At 42.7% G+C, this 16,247-nt stretch carries 12 protein-coding genes; 8 read left to right on the top strand and 4 right to left on the bottom strand.

Translation table 11 applies throughout. From position 1 onward, the window contains the following. Nucleotides 1-245: 245 nt before the first annotated feature. From IHV12_RS04505 to IHV12_RS04490, 4 genes are all read left to right on the top strand, one after another. A complete protein-coding gene (locus IHV12_RS04505; RefSeq protein ID WP_197128716.1) occupies nucleotides 246-1,013 on the top strand; it encodes a LamB/YcsF family protein in 768 nt (255 codons plus the stop codon). 273 nt (nucleotides 1,014-1,286) lie between these two features. Further along, nucleotides 1,287-1,889 carry a hypothetical protein gene (locus tag IHV12_RS04500; protein ID WP_197189985.1) on the top strand — a complete coding sequence of 201 codons (603 nt, stop codon included), beginning with the start codon at nucleotides 1,287-1,289 and terminating at the stop codon, nucleotides 1,887-1,889. 147 nt (nucleotides 1,890-2,036) lie between these two features. Further along, complete coding sequence (locus tag IHV12_RS04495; RefSeq protein WP_197189984.1) at nucleotides 2,037-4,793, top strand: CHASE3 domain-containing protein; 2,757 nt, start codon at nucleotides 2,037-2,039, stop codon at nucleotides 4,791-4,793. A 13-nt stretch (nucleotides 4,794-4,806) separates the two neighbouring features. After that, nucleotides 4,807-5,661, top strand: coding sequence for a CheR family methyltransferase (locus IHV12_RS04490; RefSeq protein ID WP_197189983.1), 855 nt, complete (start codon nucleotides 4,807-4,809; stop codon nucleotides 5,659-5,661). 43 nt (nucleotides 5,662-5,704) lie between these two features. On the opposite strand, the gene IHV12_RS04485 is transcribed toward IHV12_RS04490, so the two are convergent. Beyond that, nucleotides 5,705-6,835: a fused response regulator/phosphatase gene (locus IHV12_RS04485; protein WP_197189982.1), complete on the bottom strand. Its 1,131-nt coding sequence runs from the start codon at nucleotides 6,833-6,835 to the stop codon at nucleotides 5,705-5,707. A 497-nt stretch (nucleotides 6,836-7,332) separates the two neighbouring features. Here IHV12_RS04485 and IHV12_RS04480 point away from each other — a divergent pair, with 497 nt between their 5' ends. From IHV12_RS04480 to IHV12_RS04465, 4 genes are all read left to right on the top strand, one after another. Further along, nucleotides 7,333-8,103 (top strand): DeoR/GlpR family DNA-binding transcription regulator, encoded by a 771-nt coding sequence (locus IHV12_RS04480; protein ID WP_197189981.1) that lies wholly within the window; start codon nucleotides 7,333-7,335, stop codon nucleotides 8,101-8,103. Further along, nucleotides 8,100-9,407, top strand: a complete 1,308-nt coding sequence (locus IHV12_RS04475; protein WP_197189980.1) for a four-carbon acid sugar kinase family protein — start codon at nucleotides 8,100-8,102, stop codon at nucleotides 9,405-9,407. Before IHV12_RS04480 ends, IHV12_RS04475 begins: the two co-directional genes overlap by 4 nt. Before the next feature lie 30 nt (nucleotides 9,408-9,437). Next, the gene (gene pdxA / locus IHV12_RS04470; RefSeq protein WP_197189979.1) at nucleotides 9,438-10,472 is read left to right on the top strand and encodes a 4-hydroxythreonine-4-phosphate dehydrogenase PdxA; all 1,035 of its coding nucleotides are present in this window, start codon (nucleotides 9,438-9,440) and stop codon (nucleotides 10,470-10,472) included. 87 nt (nucleotides 10,473-10,559) lie between these two features. Beyond that, on the top strand, nucleotides 10,560-11,933 hold the full coding sequence (locus tag IHV12_RS04465; protein ID WP_197189978.1) for a GntP family permease: 1,374 nt from the start codon (nucleotides 10,560-10,562) through the stop codon (nucleotides 11,931-11,933). 193 nt (nucleotides 11,934-12,126) lie between these two features. Here the strand turns inward: IHV12_RS04465 and IHV12_RS04460 are convergent, their stop codons facing one another. The 3 genes from IHV12_RS04460 to IHV12_RS04450 all read right to left on the bottom strand — a co-directional run bounded on the left by IHV12_RS04460 (nucleotide 12,127) and on the right by IHV12_RS04450 (nucleotide 16,124). Continuing rightward, entirely contained in the window at nucleotides 12,127-13,668 is a 1,542-nt protein-coding gene (locus IHV12_RS04460) for a PAS domain-containing sensor histidine kinase (RefSeq protein WP_197189977.1), read from the bottom strand. A gap of 455 nt (nucleotides 13,669-14,123) precedes the next feature. After that, on the bottom strand, nucleotides 14,124-14,576 hold the full coding sequence (locus IHV12_RS04455; RefSeq protein ID WP_197128730.1) for a hypothetical protein: 453 nt from the start codon (nucleotides 14,574-14,576) through the stop codon (nucleotides 14,124-14,126). 144 nt (nucleotides 14,577-14,720) lie between these two features. Further along, nucleotides 14,721-16,124, bottom strand: coding sequence for a DHA2 family efflux MFS transporter permease subunit (locus tag IHV12_RS04450; protein ID WP_197189976.1), 1,404 nt, complete (start codon nucleotides 16,122-16,124; stop codon nucleotides 14,721-14,723). Nucleotides 16,125-16,247: the final 123 nt, after the last annotated feature.

Raw genomic sequence — 16,247 nt, 5'->3', positions numbered from 1 at the left:
TCATTTAATTTTTGGCACTCTTAAACTCTATTAAATGACAGAATTTTCAGCAATGGGCAATCTTCTTTATTTTATTAACATAATAACCATTACTTAGAAAAACGACGGGAGATATGGCATAGACCATATTGTGCATATAAAACTTTTGGTAAACTACTGATTAATAAATCGTTTTACAAAGTGTTTAAACTTATCGTACAGTTGGTGTAAATTAAACAACTGTTTAAAAAGTGGGAGGTCATTTCATGAGTATTATTGATATTAACTGTGATATGGGCGAGAGTTTTGGCGCTTACAAACTCGGAACAGACGAAGAGATTTTAAAATACATAACATCAGCCAACATCGCATGTGGTTTTCATGCGGGAGATCCTGCGACGATGATGAAAACAGTAAAATTAGCGCTAGAGCATGGCGTTGGAATCGGTGTTCATCCGGGGTTGCCTGATCTGGCTGGATTCGGCCGCCGAAACATCGATATCTCTCCACAGGAAGCATATGAGATGGTGGTTTATCAGATCGGTTCGTTGTGGGGATTTGTACAGGCTGAAGGCGGAACGATTCAACACGTGAAACCGCATGGTGCGCTCTATAACATGGCGGCGGTGAATCGTGAACTGTCTGAAGCGATTGCCGAAGCCGTTTACAAAGTGAATCCTGAGCTTATTTTATTTGGACTTGCAGGGAGTGAGCTCGTTCAAGCAGGTGAAAAGGTTGGGCTGCGCACAGCATCTGAAGTTTTCGCCGATCGTACGTATCAGCAAGATCGCACGCTTACTTCACGCAAATTGCCACATGCTGTGATTACGGATGATGATGCGGCTGTCGCACAAGTGATTCGTATGGCTAAAGAAGGAAAAGTGATGACGCAGCAAGATGTTGATGTCGATATTAAGGCAGATACAGTTTGCATCCACGGTGATGGTGCGCATGCACTGAGTTTTGCGAAGAAAATCAGACAAACGTTAGAGGATTCTGGAATCTCTGTACGTAAAATCGGAGAAAGTATTTAAATTAGACTGCAGCAAGCTCAAAGGAACGCACCTTTGAGCTCTTTTTAATGTGTGGTAGGTTGGTTCGTGTGGTTAGGAGTGGTTTTCAGGTGGAGTGGAGAGAAAATGAGCGGTGAAAAATGAAGGCTCACAGGTGGAAGCTCTCACTTTACAGGTGGAACGACGGACTTTACAGGCGAACGTGTAACAAATATAGAAACACGTACCGTAAAACCCCTCTCTATGTCATAATAAATCTGGAAACTTCTACTAAAGAAAGGAAGCATCACACCTATGATTTGGATTCTTTACCTTATCTTTTTTATTCTATCATTGACACTCTCAATACTTGGTGCATCAACATGGATGTTCATCACGCTGCTACTATTTTTTGTAGCAGGCTCTTTTCTAACTCTTCTCTATCCGTTAATGTGGCAAAAAGATGCTGAACAAGTAAAGAAGTACTTACGAAAATCAAAGCAGCCGTACCACCGCTTTTTATATGCATTTTTATATGAAGAAGAAAGTGAGGCTGAAACGAAGCTCACGAAAATCAAACAAGCTCAGGCGAGAAAATATGCTGAGATCATGCTTTTCACACAGCAAGAAAGATGGGCAGATGTAAAGGAGCTTTTACAGACCATGAAAAAAAGTGATCTCACTCTCTATTATTCTGCAATCGTCGCGATGGAAGAAGGCAGACAAGACGAATACGAGAATTACAAGAAAAAATTGAAAGACCGCGATTATGTGACATGGTTAACAGTTGAAGAGCATCGACGTAACGGCAACAGAGACGAGGCGTTCGCTATTCTCGATAAACAAATAAGTACCTTAGGTGGACTAAAATTACTATCCGCCCTTCACTATAAAAAGAAGCTACTACATACAGCGTAAACGTCAAAAACTAGAACTCCATTACAAGGAAATCTAGTTTTTTCTTTTTCCAGCACATTCCACGCGTCTTCGAGCTACCTTTATCCGACAAATAACAGTATAATTAGGCATAAAAACATTTTTTGTAAAAAGGCAGGAATATAGGGGATGAATAATTTTAGATTCGGTATTCGCCAGAAAATCATTACTGGCTACATTGTCATCATTGTCTGTTTAATTGCTGCTATTCTTGCGGTGACCAACCAGCTGGATAACATGAAGAGTGAGAGGAACTTTATCATCCAGCATGATATTGCGGTCAGGGACCTTACGAGTCAGATTGAAAAAGATTTGCTAACAATGGAGACGAACAAAAGGGGTTATCTGATCACAGGAGATGAGAGCTATCTTCAGTCTTATGATGAAGCTCGTTCAAAATGGACGAAGGACTTCAACACGCTGAACGAACTTCTCTCTGATAATCCGAATCAGCAAAAAAACGCTGCAACGATTAACGAAAACATTAAAGAATGGATCGCAGTTGCTGGAGATCCGCCTATTAAAATGAAGCAGCAGAACGATACGGCGGGTATCACGGAATTCTTCAGACTAGATCCAGGGAAAGAAAAGACAGCACAAGTGCTTCAGCAATTCGATTCTTTTCGAACAAAAGAAAAAGTACTTACTGAACAACGCGCGGATGATCTGAACGACCAGAATCGATACTTAGAGATCGGTCTTTTTAGTTTGCTAGGATTCGTTGTTATCGCATCCATTACGCTTGCTTATATTATTTCCGGTTCGATCATTAAGACGATCAAAGCGGTAGTCGAGACGATTCGTGCCATGACGTCAGGCGGAAACTTGAGCAGCCGTATTCATGTGAAATCAAATGATGAGATCCGAGATTTAGGAGAAGCAACGAACGAACTGTTGAACTCTTTTGAAGAACGCGACTGGCTACAACGAAGTGTCACGGATGTTGTGAGCAAGAACCAAGGCGTTTCATCGCTTGAAACGCTAGCGGAGATATTCCTTTCTGCTACAGCACAGATCACGGAATCGTCGTACGGTGCCTTTTATATTAAAGAAGGTAAAGACGAGAACATTCGCTTTGTTAAAAAAGGAGCATTCGCGGACACGGATGCTGATGTAGGACGAGCTAGCTTTAAGTTAGGACAAGGTCTTATCGGGCAATGTGCACTCGAAAAACGAGTTCAAGTGATCGAAAAGATCGATGGAAACTATACGCTCATTTCTTCTGGACTTGGTGAAACAAAACCGAACAGCATTTTGATCGCGCCGATCGTGCACGAAGATGAAATCGTGGCAGTGATTGAGCTAGCGAGCCTAACGACCTACAGCAAGCAGCACATTGCATTTATTGAAAAAGTACTTGAAACATTCGGACTTACGATCAACCGAGTGATCGACCGAATGGAGATTGCAAGACTTCTATCTGAATCACAAGCGATGACAGAAGAACTGCAGGCGCAATCTGAAGAGCTTCAAACGCAATCTGAAGAATTGCAGATGCAATCAGAAGAACTGCAGATGATCAACGAGCAGCTGGAATCTCGATCACAAGATGCTGAGGAAAAATCGAAGGCACTTGAAATCGCGAAAAAGGACCTTGAAGATAAGGCGAAGCAGTTAGAAACAGGGTCTAAATACAAATCAGAGTTTTTGGCGAACATGTCTCATGAACTGAGAACTCCGCTTAACAGTATCTTGATTCTTTCCGAGATGCTTGCTGAAAATGGCAACCAATCACTTTCTGACGAAGAGTTAGAATTCGCTCGAGTGATCCATTCATCCGGACAAGATCTTCTGAATCTGATCAATGATATTCTAGATCTTTCGAAGGTAGAAGCAGGTAAACTGGAGATCATGCTTAGTGAGGTGAACCTCAGTGAGTTCCCGGCTAACCTGGAAAGAAACTTTACGCATATCGCGGATCAAAAGAATCTTAACTTTACGATCAACATGGCTCCTGACGTCCCACCACTGCTACAGACAGACGAAAAACGTTTTCAGCAGATCGTCAAGAACCTGCTGTCCAACGCGTTTAAGTTTACGGAAAAAGGGTCAGTATCTGTTAGCGTGAAAAAGGTTGAGACAGATGTGATCTACAACGGTGTTGATTATTGGTTAGAAGTGGCGATCAAGGATACTGGAATCGGTATACCGAAAGAGAAACACGCACTCATTTTCCAAGCTTTCCAGCAAGGGGATGGTGCAACGATTCGTAAGTTTGGAGGCACAGGTCTTGGGTTATCCATCAGCAGTGAGTTTGCGAAGCTTTTAGGCGGAAGACTGCAGCTGCAAAGTGAAGAAGGAAAAGGAAGTACCTTTAAACTTCTTATTCCAAGTATCTCTGATGAAAAAGTTTCTGTTCAAACGTTCCTTGGAGCATCAGCTGAAGTGGCGACTGCACTTGAGCAATCTAGCAACCCGGTAGCAGTGGCAGAAGCACCAATAACAGCTAAAATTGTACCTGCAGAACCTGAGGCAGAACAACCATCGATCTCTGCTGATGAAGAGAACGTATTTTATGGTAAAACGGTGTTGATCACAGATGACGATAACCGAAATATCTTTGCGTTAAAAACAGCTCTAGAACAAAAAGGAATGAATATTCTGATCGCCAATAACGGCATGGAGTGTCTAGACGTTCTTGATGCGAACAAGAATATAGATCTGATTTTGATGGATATCATGATGCCAGAGATGGACGGCTATGAAACGATGCAGCGCATTCGCGGAACAGGTGACCACAAGGACTTGCCAATCATTGCGTTAACGGCAAAAGCGATGAAGAACGACCGTGAAAAGTGTCTTGAAGCAGGGGCGTCTGATTATATCAGCAAACCGCTGAAGCTCGAACAGCTCTTTTCTGTGATGCACGTTTGGATGACAAAGTGAGGATCGACCACTGATGAATGATTTCTTATGGAACAACGATGACAACCAGGAAAATAGCATAACGGAAACACTCGAGATGGATCTGTTGTTAGAGGGATTGTACCGCGTATCTGGATTTGATTTTCGCCAGTATATGCGGTCCTCCATCCATAGACGTGTCCACAACCGCATGCAGCTCGAACAGATTCCAACGATTACGGGCGTGCTGGAAAAAGTTCTGCATGAACCAGCTTTCATGACGACGCTGCTCAATGACTTTTCGATTAACGTAACGGAGATGTTTCGTAACCCGGAGTTCTTTCGTGCATTTCGCCAAAAGGTGATTCCCGAGTTGAGAGATTTACAGGAGATCCGTATTTGGCATGCAGGATGTGCCACGGGTGAAGAAGTATATTCGATGGCGATTTTGATGGAAGAAGAAGGCTTAAGTCATAAGACGAAATTTTATGCGACAGACATGAACGAACCAGTGCTGAACAAAGCGCGTACAGGTATTCTGCCGCTGAGCAAGATGAGGACGTACACGAAGAACTATATGGCGGCTGGAGGGACTCAAGCATTTTCTGAGTACTATACGACAGACGGCCACTTTGCTTATTTAAAACCTTCGTTGTTAAAGCAGATCAGCTTTCTGCAGCATAATCTTGTGACAGATCATTCGTTCAATGAATTTCACGTTATTCTTTGCCGAAATGTCTTGATCTACTTTACGGCTGCTCTGCAAAATCAAGTGCATGAGCTGTTTTACGATAGCCTCAGCCCGAATGGTTTCCTTGGACTTGGTGATAAAGAATCCATTCAATTTGCGGACTGTGCGGATAAGTACGCTGATTTTGCCGAACAAGTAAAAATCTATCAAAAAAAATAAAGCAGGATGAAGGGGTGTGAAAACCTCTTCAATCCTGCTTTTTTTATTTGGCTTGAATCATCATGATACACATGTCATCGCTCTGACCTTTTTGCTGTTCTTCTGGCATAACAAGATGAATCGGCGAGCGAATGTTGCTCCATTTTTCCGAAGCCACGTACTTCAGCTTCTCTAGCATCAATTCTTCGTCGTCACCAGCTTCTAGCACACCATCCGTAAATAGCAGCATCTGAATATTATCTTCATAATGAATTACAGACTTCTTCACCTCGATCTGCTCAAAGAAGCCTACAGCAAAACAGCTGCGTTCAATGGATTGAAGCGAATGATCAACGAGCACATAGCCTTCTGGATGCCCGGCATTCACGTATTCGACCGTCTTTTTCTCCGTATCGATCAAAAGATAGATGCCTGTGAAATAGTAGTTATAATCGTTCTTCGGATTATGAAGAAGCGCCATGTAACGGTTCAATTCTTTGATCACGAGCTCCGGATCTTTAAGTTCTTTAATGCTATCCCGCATAACAGAAGAGATGAACATGCAAACAAGAGAAGAGGAAATTCCGTGCCCCATCATATCAAGCAAGATGATGCCATAACGATGGTCATCGAACTTATGCCAATAATACATATCGCCCGCGAGCTTAAAGGAAGGCAGGTGAGACACGTTTATCGTGATGTTGTCTTCTTTGATCGGAGGATTCAACAAGCCTTTTTGAACTTGCATCGCAAGATCGAGCTCATTTTGAATCTTTTGTTCTTGTTCAGCATGCCAGTCTTTTTCGTATTTTAATCGAAGTGCGACTCGGATTCTAGCAAGCAGTTCTACTTTATTAATCGGCTTCGTCACATAATCCATACCGCCGCAGTCCAGCGCTTCTGCTAACTTCGTAGAGTCTTCAAGCGCCGTGATAAAGATGATCGGAATGTCTTTGAAGCGCTCGTCTTTCTGTACGCGCTGACAAGCCTCGATCCCGTCAATCTCCGGCATCATGATATCAAGGAGAATCAAGTCGATCGACTTTTTGTTCAGCTCTTTTTCATTTTCTTCGAGGTGATCGAAAAGCTGTTGAGCCGATGAAAGTGAGGTACAGTCTTCGTATCCTGCATTCTTCAATATTTTCTCTATTACAAATAAATTTACCGTATTATCATCAACGATCAGAATGGACATTCAAACTTCTTCCCCTTATATGTACCATTTATTGTGTGTTCTTCTAAGATCATTCATTTCTATAACTCTAGTATACAAGTAAATACAGAAAGGGACTATTTTTTAGATTATTTAGAGTGGGATAGTGGTGGTGGAACAGTTATTAGGAGTGATTATGCTAGTTATGGCAGAAGAGGGGGGTGTTACGTAATAGACTGTGTACAGGATAAGGACATTGTTGCGATTTGTGCACAACAGATAGACTGTTTGAAATATATCCACGGTAATCCAAATTATATTCACGGATAAGCGTATTAATTTCACGGATAACCACAATAATTTCACGTATAAAATAATTTAAACGATTTTCGACACTTATCGCCACAATAACATCATCTATGGAAAATACACAATGCTCAACCGTATGTTCATTTTAAACATTTTAGTTGACATTATTGTTCGTTTATAACATTATAATACATATAAGATGTTCGAAAATAACAAAGGTGATGAAAACAATGCCTAAAGAGCGTAGAGAGCAAATTCTTCAACAATTAAATGAGAACGGAAAAATTGAGATTGAGGACTTAGTAAACGAATTAAATGTTTCGGCGATGACAATCCGCCGTGATCTTGCTTTTCTCGAAGAAACGGAACTGATTATTAGAACGCATGGCGGAGCGATACTTAACAAGCCGTTAGTCGTGGAATCATCTTTCCGAACAAAAGAAGGAAAGTTCAACGATCGGAAGAGAGCAATTGCCGAGAGAGCTGTACAATTCATACAGGATCACTCTACTATTCTTTTAGATTCAGGAACGACAACGTTAGAGATTGCAAAATTGTTAAAAGAGAAAACGACGATCACAGTTGTTACAAATGATATAAAAATTGCAGCTGAGCTTCTAGATACGGATGTGAAAGTAATTGTTACTGGCGGCGAACTTCAAAATACGATTGGAACGTTGTTCGGCCCATTAACAGAGCAGATGTTAAAAGGGATTCACGTAGATCTCTTTTTCTTAGGAGCTCATGCGATCCACAGCCGAGCGGGTGTTACAGCACCGACTTATGAGAAGGCTGCGATCAAAAAGCTGATGATTGAAGCAGCAGAAAAAACATGGCTCGTGGCTGACTCTAGTAAGTTTGAGCAAAAATCACTAACAAAGGTTTGTGACTTAAATCAGATACACGGATTGATTACAGATCAGCACATTTTAGATGAAACGGAAAAAATGCTGAATGAATATTTAGAAGTCGTAACCGTTGAAGGTGGTGAAAAGGGATGAAAGTCGGCGTTATCGCAGATGATCTAACAGGTGCCAATGCGACAGGGGTAAAACTGATCAAGCAAGGTTTTGAAGCGGCAACGATGGTGTATTATGATCAGGAGCCAGCATCAGGCAGCTACAACGCAGTCTGTATCGATACAGATAGCAGGTATGCACGAAAAGATGTGTCCGAGATGCGGATTAAAAAGTCCATGAGCAACCTTCAACGTTGGGGTGCAGATGTTATTTGTAAACGAATCGACAGTACCGTAAGAGGAAACATTGGAACAGAGATCGACATGGTCTTAAATGAACTTGGCGAACGGTCGATTGCGGTTGTCGTTGCATCGTTTCCAGATTCATCCCGAATCACATCTGGGGGTTACTTACTCGTCGATGGTGTACCTGTTCAAGCGACGGATGTGGCCAAAGATCCGGTCATGCCTCTTACTGAATCATACGTTCCTTCTATTATAAGTAAACAGAGTGAGTATCTTGTAACACACATCGGGCTCGAGACTGTTTTACAAGGAAAGAAAACGATTCTGCAGGCGTTAAAGCGTAAAATAGACGAGGGCAATCGCATTCTTGTGATGGATGCGGTAACGGATGAAGAGATTGAAGATATTGCTCACGCGATGGCATTGATTGAGGACTACCAACTCGTACCGGTAGATCCAGGACCATTAACGGCTTATTATGCAAAGGCTTACACGTCTCTCCACACACAAAGTAAAAAGATTCTCGTCACCGTCGGAAGTGTTACGTCTTTAAGTGGTGAGCAACTAACGTATTTGATCGATAAAACGGATGCGAAACCCGTCTACGTGGATGCTGAGAAATTAGCAAGTCTATCGGACAGCTGGGAAACAGAAGTTCAAAGAGCTGTGACAGCAGCCTTAGAAGCTATTCATCATCAAGACATCCTGATCATCACGACCAATTCACCCGAGGCAAAACGATTAGAACTAAAACGATTGGCTGAAGAGCAAGGTGTTAGCCAGGATCAACTCGCAAAAAGAATCGCAGATGGGTTAGGAAAGATTACGCGTATTGTCATTCAGTCAACGAATTATGAGATCGGCGGCTGCTTCTCTAGTGGAGGAGATGTTACGGCTTCACTCTGTTCCGTCGGAAGAGCAGAAGGCATCAAGCTAAAAAACGAAGTGTTACCTCTCGTCGCATACGGTGAATTCATCGGAGGTTACTTTGATGGTATACCGCTCGCAACAAAAGGCGGCATGGTTGGTGACAAAAAAGCGATTCACACGATTGTAAAGCACCTTTTAGCAAACCAAACGTCTACAAAGCAATTTCAATAAATCTATAAAACAACTTAAGGAGGAAGAAACATGACAACGACAACAAAAACGACAACAACAGAAAAAGCGATTATTGCGATTCCAATGGGTGATCCGGCAGGTATAGGACCAGAAATAACGATGAAGTCTCTTGCAAAAAAAGAGATCTATGATGTTTGTAAACCGCTCGTGATCGGAGATGCTGCAGTACTTGAAAAAGCGATTGAGATTGTAGGTGCAGACCTCACAATTAATGAAGTAACATCACCAGCAGAAGGAAAGTACGAACTAGGAACAGTTGATGTAATGAACTTAAACAATATTGATATGAATAAGCTCCAGTATGGCGAAGTTTCTGCTCAAGGCGGACAGGGAGCGTTTGAATATATCAAAAAAGCAGTAGAGCTAGCAACAGCAGGTGAGGTTAAAGCGCTGGCAACAACGCCAATCAACAAAGAATCGTTAAAAGCCGCAAATGTTCCATATATCGGACATACTGAGATGCTTGAAGCACTCGCAGGTTCAGATGATCCTCTAACGATGTTTGAAGTAAAAGGGATGAGAATTTTCTTCTTAACACGCCATCTTTCATTAAAAGATGCAATTGCAGCTATGACGAAAGAACGTGTGCATGATTATTTAGTACGATGTGATCGAGCGCTCGCTCGTCTAGGTGTTGAAAACAGACGGTGGGCTGTTGCTGGACTGAACCCGCATAGCGGCGAAGGCGGATTGTTTGGCTGGGAAGAAGTCGAGCAGATCAAACCGGGTATTGAGCTAGCTGTCGCAGATGGAATCAACGCAGTAGGTCCGGTTCCAGCAGACTCTGTATTCTTCCAAGCACTTAACGGAAAATATGATGCAGTGTTGTCGCTTTATCATGATCAAGGACATATCGCAGCAAAAATGACGGATTTTCATAGAACCATTTCTATCACGAACGGACTTCCGTTCTTAAGAACTTCGGTAGACCACGGAACAGCGTTTGATATTGCAGGTAAGAACATTGCAGAGAGCACGAGTATGGAAGAGTGTATCAAACTTGCTGCTCAATATGCGCCGAAGTTTACTGCGAACAGTCTTTAAGATAGTTACATGAAAGTGAAGGGTACTATTGCCCTTCACTATTCTTTCAATAAAATAAAAGCGCTTACATAAAAGGGGGTTAATGAAATGGAAGTATCAGGAGCACAAATGGTAGCTGGTTTAGTTCTTGGGGTTATTGCATTAATTTTTCTCGTTTTAAAAACAAAGATTCACGCTTTTCTAGCTCTGATCATCGCGGCATCAATTGCCGGTCTTGTCGGAGGTATGGAACCTGGTAAAGTCGCTGATACCATCTCGGCTGGGTTCGGTAGTACGCTTGCCTCTATCGGGATCGTTATCGGACTCGGTGTGATGATCGGACGGATTCTCGAAGTGTCCGGAGCGGCTGAAACACTGGCATATTCACTGATAAAAGCAGTCGGCAGGAAAAAAGAAGAATGGGCGATGGCGATTGCGGGTTATGTGGTTTCCATTCCGATTTTTGTTGACTCAGCGTTTGTTATTTTAAATCCACTCGTAAAAGCTCTATCTAAGAAAACGGGGAAGTCGGTCGTGTCATTAGGTGTTGCTTTAGCAGTGGGTCTTGTGATCACCCACTCTTTAGTACCGCCAACGCCTGGTCCTTTAGGTGTAGCTGGAATCTTTGGAGTAGATATCGGACTTATGATTGGGCTTGGCCTTCTTTTTGCCATTCCGACTATGATCGCGGGTGTTCTTTACGCCAAATGGATAGGTAAACGAATCTATCAAGTGCCAGATGATTCCGAGCTTGGTTTCACACGACCTACTAAACAAGCAGCTTATCAAGAGTTTATCGAGCTAGCTAGTGCGCGAGAGGATGCTCTACCTTCTTTAGGACGCTCACTTTTACCGATCGTTCTGCCGATTCTACTAATCTTTTTAAACACAACATTAACTGCACTTGAACTTACATCTGGTTTTTACGGAATCCTGATTTTCTTAGGAAAGCCAATTATTGCCGTAAGTATCGGACTCATTGTAGCGATCTACGCTTTAGCCGGTAACTTAAGTCGCTCTGAATCACTTGACCGCATGGAAGAGGGAATACAGACAGCCGGTATCATCTTGTTAGTAACAGGTGCAGGTGGAGCGCTTGGTAATGTCCTTCGTGAGAGTGGAGCGGGGAACTTTATTGCTGAAAAAATTGCAGACCTTCCACTTCCTGCAATCTTGATTCCGTTCTTCGTCGCGACGATTGTTCGCCTTGTTCAAGGAAGTGGAACAGTAGCGATGATAACTGCAGCATCTATTTCAGCACCGATCCTTTCTCAGCTAGATGTGAACATGGCACTCGCGGCTCAAGCTGCAGCGATGGGTTCGATGATCTTCTCGTACTTTAACGACAGCTTGTTCTGGGTAGTTAACCGGATGTTAGGCATTAAAGAGGTAAAAGAACAGATTATGGTCTGGTCTGTACCGACGACGATCTGTTGGTTCGTAGGATTAGTGTCACTGTTAGTCGCAAATATGGTTTTTTAAACAGATGTTTAAAAAGAGTCTCATCATGTTGAAATCGTGGTGAGGCTCTTTTGTATGTGAAGGGGGTCTTTTACAGCTTGTAACCAAGCTGTGACGACCGCTAAGCAGCTCACGACCACCGCTAACTCCTCCCATACCATCTAAATCCAACAAAAAAAGAACCTACATCATGTAGATTCTTCTCTATCGAGCATTATTTATGAACAGGATCAACGGCTGATGCCGCATGAACTGGCAATGTAATCCGAAATGAGGTGCCTTCGTTCTGTTTGCTGTCTACCAGAATCGTTCCTCCATGGTTGTGAATAATTTTAAAACAGACCATCAGCCCGAGGCCCGTTCCGTTGCATTTTGTCGTGTAGAACGGCTCACCGATTCTTTTTTGTTGCTCATCTGTCATGCCGACTCCGTTATCTTTGACCGTAAGAACAACATGGCCGTCAACAGGAGCAGCAGAGAGCGAGATCTTACCTCCGTCAGGCAGTGCTTCCATCGCGTTTTTTATCATGTTGATGATCACTTGTGTCAGCTGATTCTTTTCACCGTAGACGAGAGGCATGTCTTTTTCTTTTTCAAATGAAATAATGACGTTGCGTAAATTCGCTTCAGGCTGCATGAGATCGATGACGTTCTGGATGCTTTCAACGATATTGAACCAGCTGAAATAGACAGCATGGGGTTTTGCTAGGACCATTAGTTCACTCACAATAAAATTGATTCGATTGATCTCCGTCAGAATGATGTCTTTAAAGAAGGTATTCTTCTCCTGATCGGATTCGTTAATGAGCTGAACGAGCCCTGCGATTGATGTAAGAGGATTGCGGATCTCATGAGCAATTCCTGCGGCTAAATCCCCGATTAACGAAACCTTTTCAGACTTCAATAGAATCTCTTCTGTTTTCTTTTTCTCCGTCACATCGTATTGGATTGAGATGTGCTGATAAGCCACACCTTCCGGATCTAGAAATGGAACGATCGTCGTATCCACCCAATAGAGCGAGCCGTCTTTCGCTTTGTTGCAGATCTCACCGTTCCATACGCGTCCTGCTTTAATCTCTTGTTTAATATGATGAATGAAACTATCTGTATGAACACCTGAATAGAAAATCTTGCCGTGATCCTGTCCGATCAATTCTTCGCGGGTATATTGCGTTAACTCACAAAAGTGATCGTTTACTTGAATGATGCGATCGTCTTTGTCTGTAACGGAGAAGATCGTTCCTTCAAAGAGAGCCGTTCGAATGTTGTTTAACTCTAGGATTGAGATATCTAAATCTCGATTTGTATGTTGAAGAGCTTTTTTCGTGTTATGCATGAATTTAGTATAGTGTGTAACGATTGAACGAGCAGCGGTATCGATTAAAAGGTTCAGGCGATTGGATGCAGTAATAGCACCATTAACGTTAGTGCTTCGTGTTCCAAATTCTTCCTTTAACAGCTGTGAGATGATAACACGGGACTCGAAGATAAAATGAAGGGCGTGATCGAGCGGAATTTCCAACTCGGATGAGCGCTGGCCGAATGAGTCAGCCCATTTTTTGATCTTTTCTTCGGCGGTTTGAACATTTTCCGATAAGCCTTCACCTAAGTATTGAAAAAGAATTTCCATCCAGTGAGATACTTTGGTTTTGTAGATCGAAAAATCAGTTCCTAAGTTCTCGATCGGCGTTAGTGTGTCTACAAGTTGTTTGCTGTTTTCTTTTATTTTCGTTCCTAGCGTCTTACAACCTTCCATGGGGTTTGCCTCCTCGAACAGTTTCCGAATGTATCTGTTGAAACCTTCGACATTTCGACAAACATCCCTTCTATTGGAAGAAAAGGAATGATAAAACTTTTTTAGTAATGCTTTTGTTGTCCTTGTGGGGAGTTGATTTCCGTTTCAGGTGCTCGCTTTCCGGGGGGAGTGCGGAGAGCCACCTCGGCACTCTGTGACCTTAGGTGTCTCACCTGATTGGTTTAAGAAAGTTCCTTGCTCCTGCGTCTACAAGCAAATGCTACTGGGGTGTTTTTCCTCGTCGCATGCCTTACTTAGAAGGTTCTCAAGTGGTAGGCACGCACCTTACACTGCAATCAACTTTTCAAATGGTGTCAAAAAGCAACAATCTTTGATATAAGAAACTAAGAATTTATGATAAATAATGAGGGTAAACAAAAAAAGACACTCGATCTACTGTGATCAAGTGTCGCTCATTACATCGCTTCTAAGATACTCTCCATGTAGGTTTCGGTAAACACTTGAAAGCATAGATCGAGCATCTGATTTATCTCTTGAATGATAAATATCACTTCTTTTACGCTAGTTTCTTCTTGTTCTGCTAGACGTTCAATCACATGAAGAATCTCACTGCGAATAAAGATGGTGGATTGCATGGCAACATCTAACGATTGTCCGTATTCAAGCGCATAGCGAGCAGTTTGGATCGCCCAAACTTTTAATCCATCTTCTCTTGCAGACGGCGATAGCACGAGTGAGCTGCCGATGAGCTGGACTAATTTCATAATGTAATCGGTTGATGATTGACGATCAAAGAGCTGTTTATCTTTTATCGGATATTTCTTAAACCGTAGTGTGAGTATTTGCTCAGCCAGTGTCGGTGAATCATCGATGAGTGTTTTGGCTAACGTATGTTGGAGCTGATTCAAGATGGTAACCCCCTAATTTAAAAGATATATGTATTGAAATGTTAAGAAAATAAAGCTTTACCTTTAGTATTACTTAATCAGATAGGCTTGTCACGAACAATCGAGCTATTATAGACCAAATTTACAAAGAGGGCAGCTGAATAATCAGCTGCCCTCAGTTTCTGGTTGTTTTTCTTTTATAAAGAAGGAGATCACTAAGCCGATCAAAGATAATACGGATACGACGATAAAGGCCATGTTCGCGCCATATATATCTGGATGTGTAATTTCAGGGCGCGCTGCCGCTGTTTCGGCAGTTGTGGTCATGACGGTCACTAAAATCGCAGTACCTACTGATGCAGCGATCATCTTCATCGTATTATCCATTGCCGCTCCGTGAGGGATCAATCGCTTCGGAAGCCGGTTGAGTCCAGCAGTTGCAACAGGCATCATGACCATCGCAAGACCAAACATCCGTATGCCGTACATCACGGTTAAGAAGGTGAAAGATGTAGCGGGACTTAAGGTGGCGAACGCGAATGATGATCCTGTTATGATCGTTAATCCGATGATCGCCAGCCACCGTGCACCAAACTTATCGAACAGCCTTCCTGTGATCGGTGACAAAAGCCCCGTGATGAGTGCACCTGGCAAGAGTGCAAGACCTGCTTCAAACGCTGTAAAGTCTCTCATGTTCTGCATGAATAGCGGTATGATCGTCTCCGCTCCAATCAATCCTAAGAATGTGATCATTCCGATGATGATCGTAAGCGGGAAGATGGAGTTTGCGAACACTCTAAACTCGAGCATCGGATGTGCTAAACGCAGTTGTCGTGTGATGAATAAAACAAGAGCTACGACACCGATTGCGAGCCATAAGAGCGTGCTTGGTGCGGTCCATCCGAGATTTCCTGCACAAGTGAATCCGTATAGCAATCCTCCAAAACCGAAAGACGAAAGAATGATCGATGTTACATCTACCTTTGTTTTTGAAGTTTCCGTAACATTTTTTAAAGCAAAAAAGGCTACGATAATATCAATGATGGCAATCGGTAAGATTATGAAAAAGAGTACCCGCCAAGAGTAATGTGATGTTACCCAGCCTGAAAGAGCAGGACCGATAGCAGGTGCGAATGAAATCACGAGCCCGACTAATCCCATCGCTGATCCGCGTTTGTTCACGGGGAAGATCATCAAAAATACGGTCTGCATAAGAGGCAACATCACCCCAGCTCCACTCGATTGGATGACCCTGCCGAGCAAAAGGGTCTCAAAGTTTGGCGCCAGTCCTGCAACGAGTGTTCCAACAGCAAAGACACTCATCGCTGAAATGAAAAGCTGCCGCGTTGTGAACCGTTCGAGCAGAAATGCGCTGACGGGGATCATAATCCCGTTTACAAGCATAAAAACGGTCGTCAGCCATTGAGCGCTGTTCGCCGTTATGTTCATTTCTTTCATGATCGGCGGAATCGCAGTGATCATGAGTGTTTGGTTTAATATCGCAATAAACGTACCAGCCAGCAGCAAGGCAACGATCGTCGATTGTTTATAATTTTGTGAGGTTTCCATAATCGTTCATTCCCATCTAACATGTCATGATGAGTACAGCTTACAGGATTTTAAACGGAATTGATATAAAGTTGCTTTCATGAAAAGCATCTTCTTCCTCATGACATACACTAATCAAAAAGC

Origin of the sequence: Fictibacillus sp. 7GRE50, from assembly GCF_015903875.1 — a bacterium.
Lineage (GTDB): Bacteria > Bacillota > Bacilli > Bacillales > Fictibacillaceae > Fictibacillus > Fictibacillus phosphorivorans.
The sequence above is the reverse complement of the archived record's forward strand: the minus strand, read 5'-3'. Positions and strand labels throughout refer to the sequence as shown.

Excerpts from the sequence above, each read along its gene's own strand:
- IHV12_RS04505 (WP_197128716.1), top strand. The coding sequence starts at position 246 with ATGAGTATTATTGATATTAACTGTGATATGGGCGAGAGTTTTGGCGCT.
- IHV12_RS04500 (WP_197189985.1), top strand. The coding sequence starts at position 1,287 with ATGATTTGGATTCTTTACCTTATCTTTTTTATTCTATCATTGACACTC.
- IHV12_RS04495 (WP_197189984.1), top strand. The coding sequence starts at position 2,037 with ATGAATAATTTTAGATTCGGTATTCGCCAGAAAATCATTACTGGCTAC.
- IHV12_RS04490 (WP_197189983.1), top strand. The coding sequence starts at position 4,807 with ATGAATGATTTCTTATGGAACAACGATGACAACCAGGAAAATAGCATA.
- IHV12_RS04485 (WP_197189982.1), bottom strand. The coding sequence starts at position 6,835 with ATGTCCATTCTGATCGTTGATGATAATACGGTAAATTTATTTGTAATA.
- IHV12_RS04480 (WP_197189981.1), top strand. The coding sequence starts at position 7,333 with ATGCCTAAAGAGCGTAGAGAGCAAATTCTTCAACAATTAAATGAGAAC.
- IHV12_RS04475 (WP_197189980.1), top strand. The coding sequence starts at position 8,100 with ATGAAAGTCGGCGTTATCGCAGATGATCTAACAGGTGCCAATGCGACA.
- pdxA (WP_197189979.1), top strand. The coding sequence starts at position 9,438 with ATGACAACGACAACAAAAACGACAACAACAGAAAAAGCGATTATTGCG.
- IHV12_RS04465 (WP_197189978.1), top strand. The coding sequence starts at position 10,560 with ATGGAAGTATCAGGAGCACAAATGGTAGCTGGTTTAGTTCTTGGGGTT.
- IHV12_RS04460 (WP_197189977.1), bottom strand. The coding sequence starts at position 13,668 with ATGGAAGGTTGTAAGACGCTAGGAACGAAAATAAAAGAAAACAGCAAA.
- IHV12_RS04450 (WP_197189976.1), bottom strand. The coding sequence starts at position 16,124 with ATGGAAACCTCACAAAATTATAAACAATCGACGATCGTTGCCTTGCTG.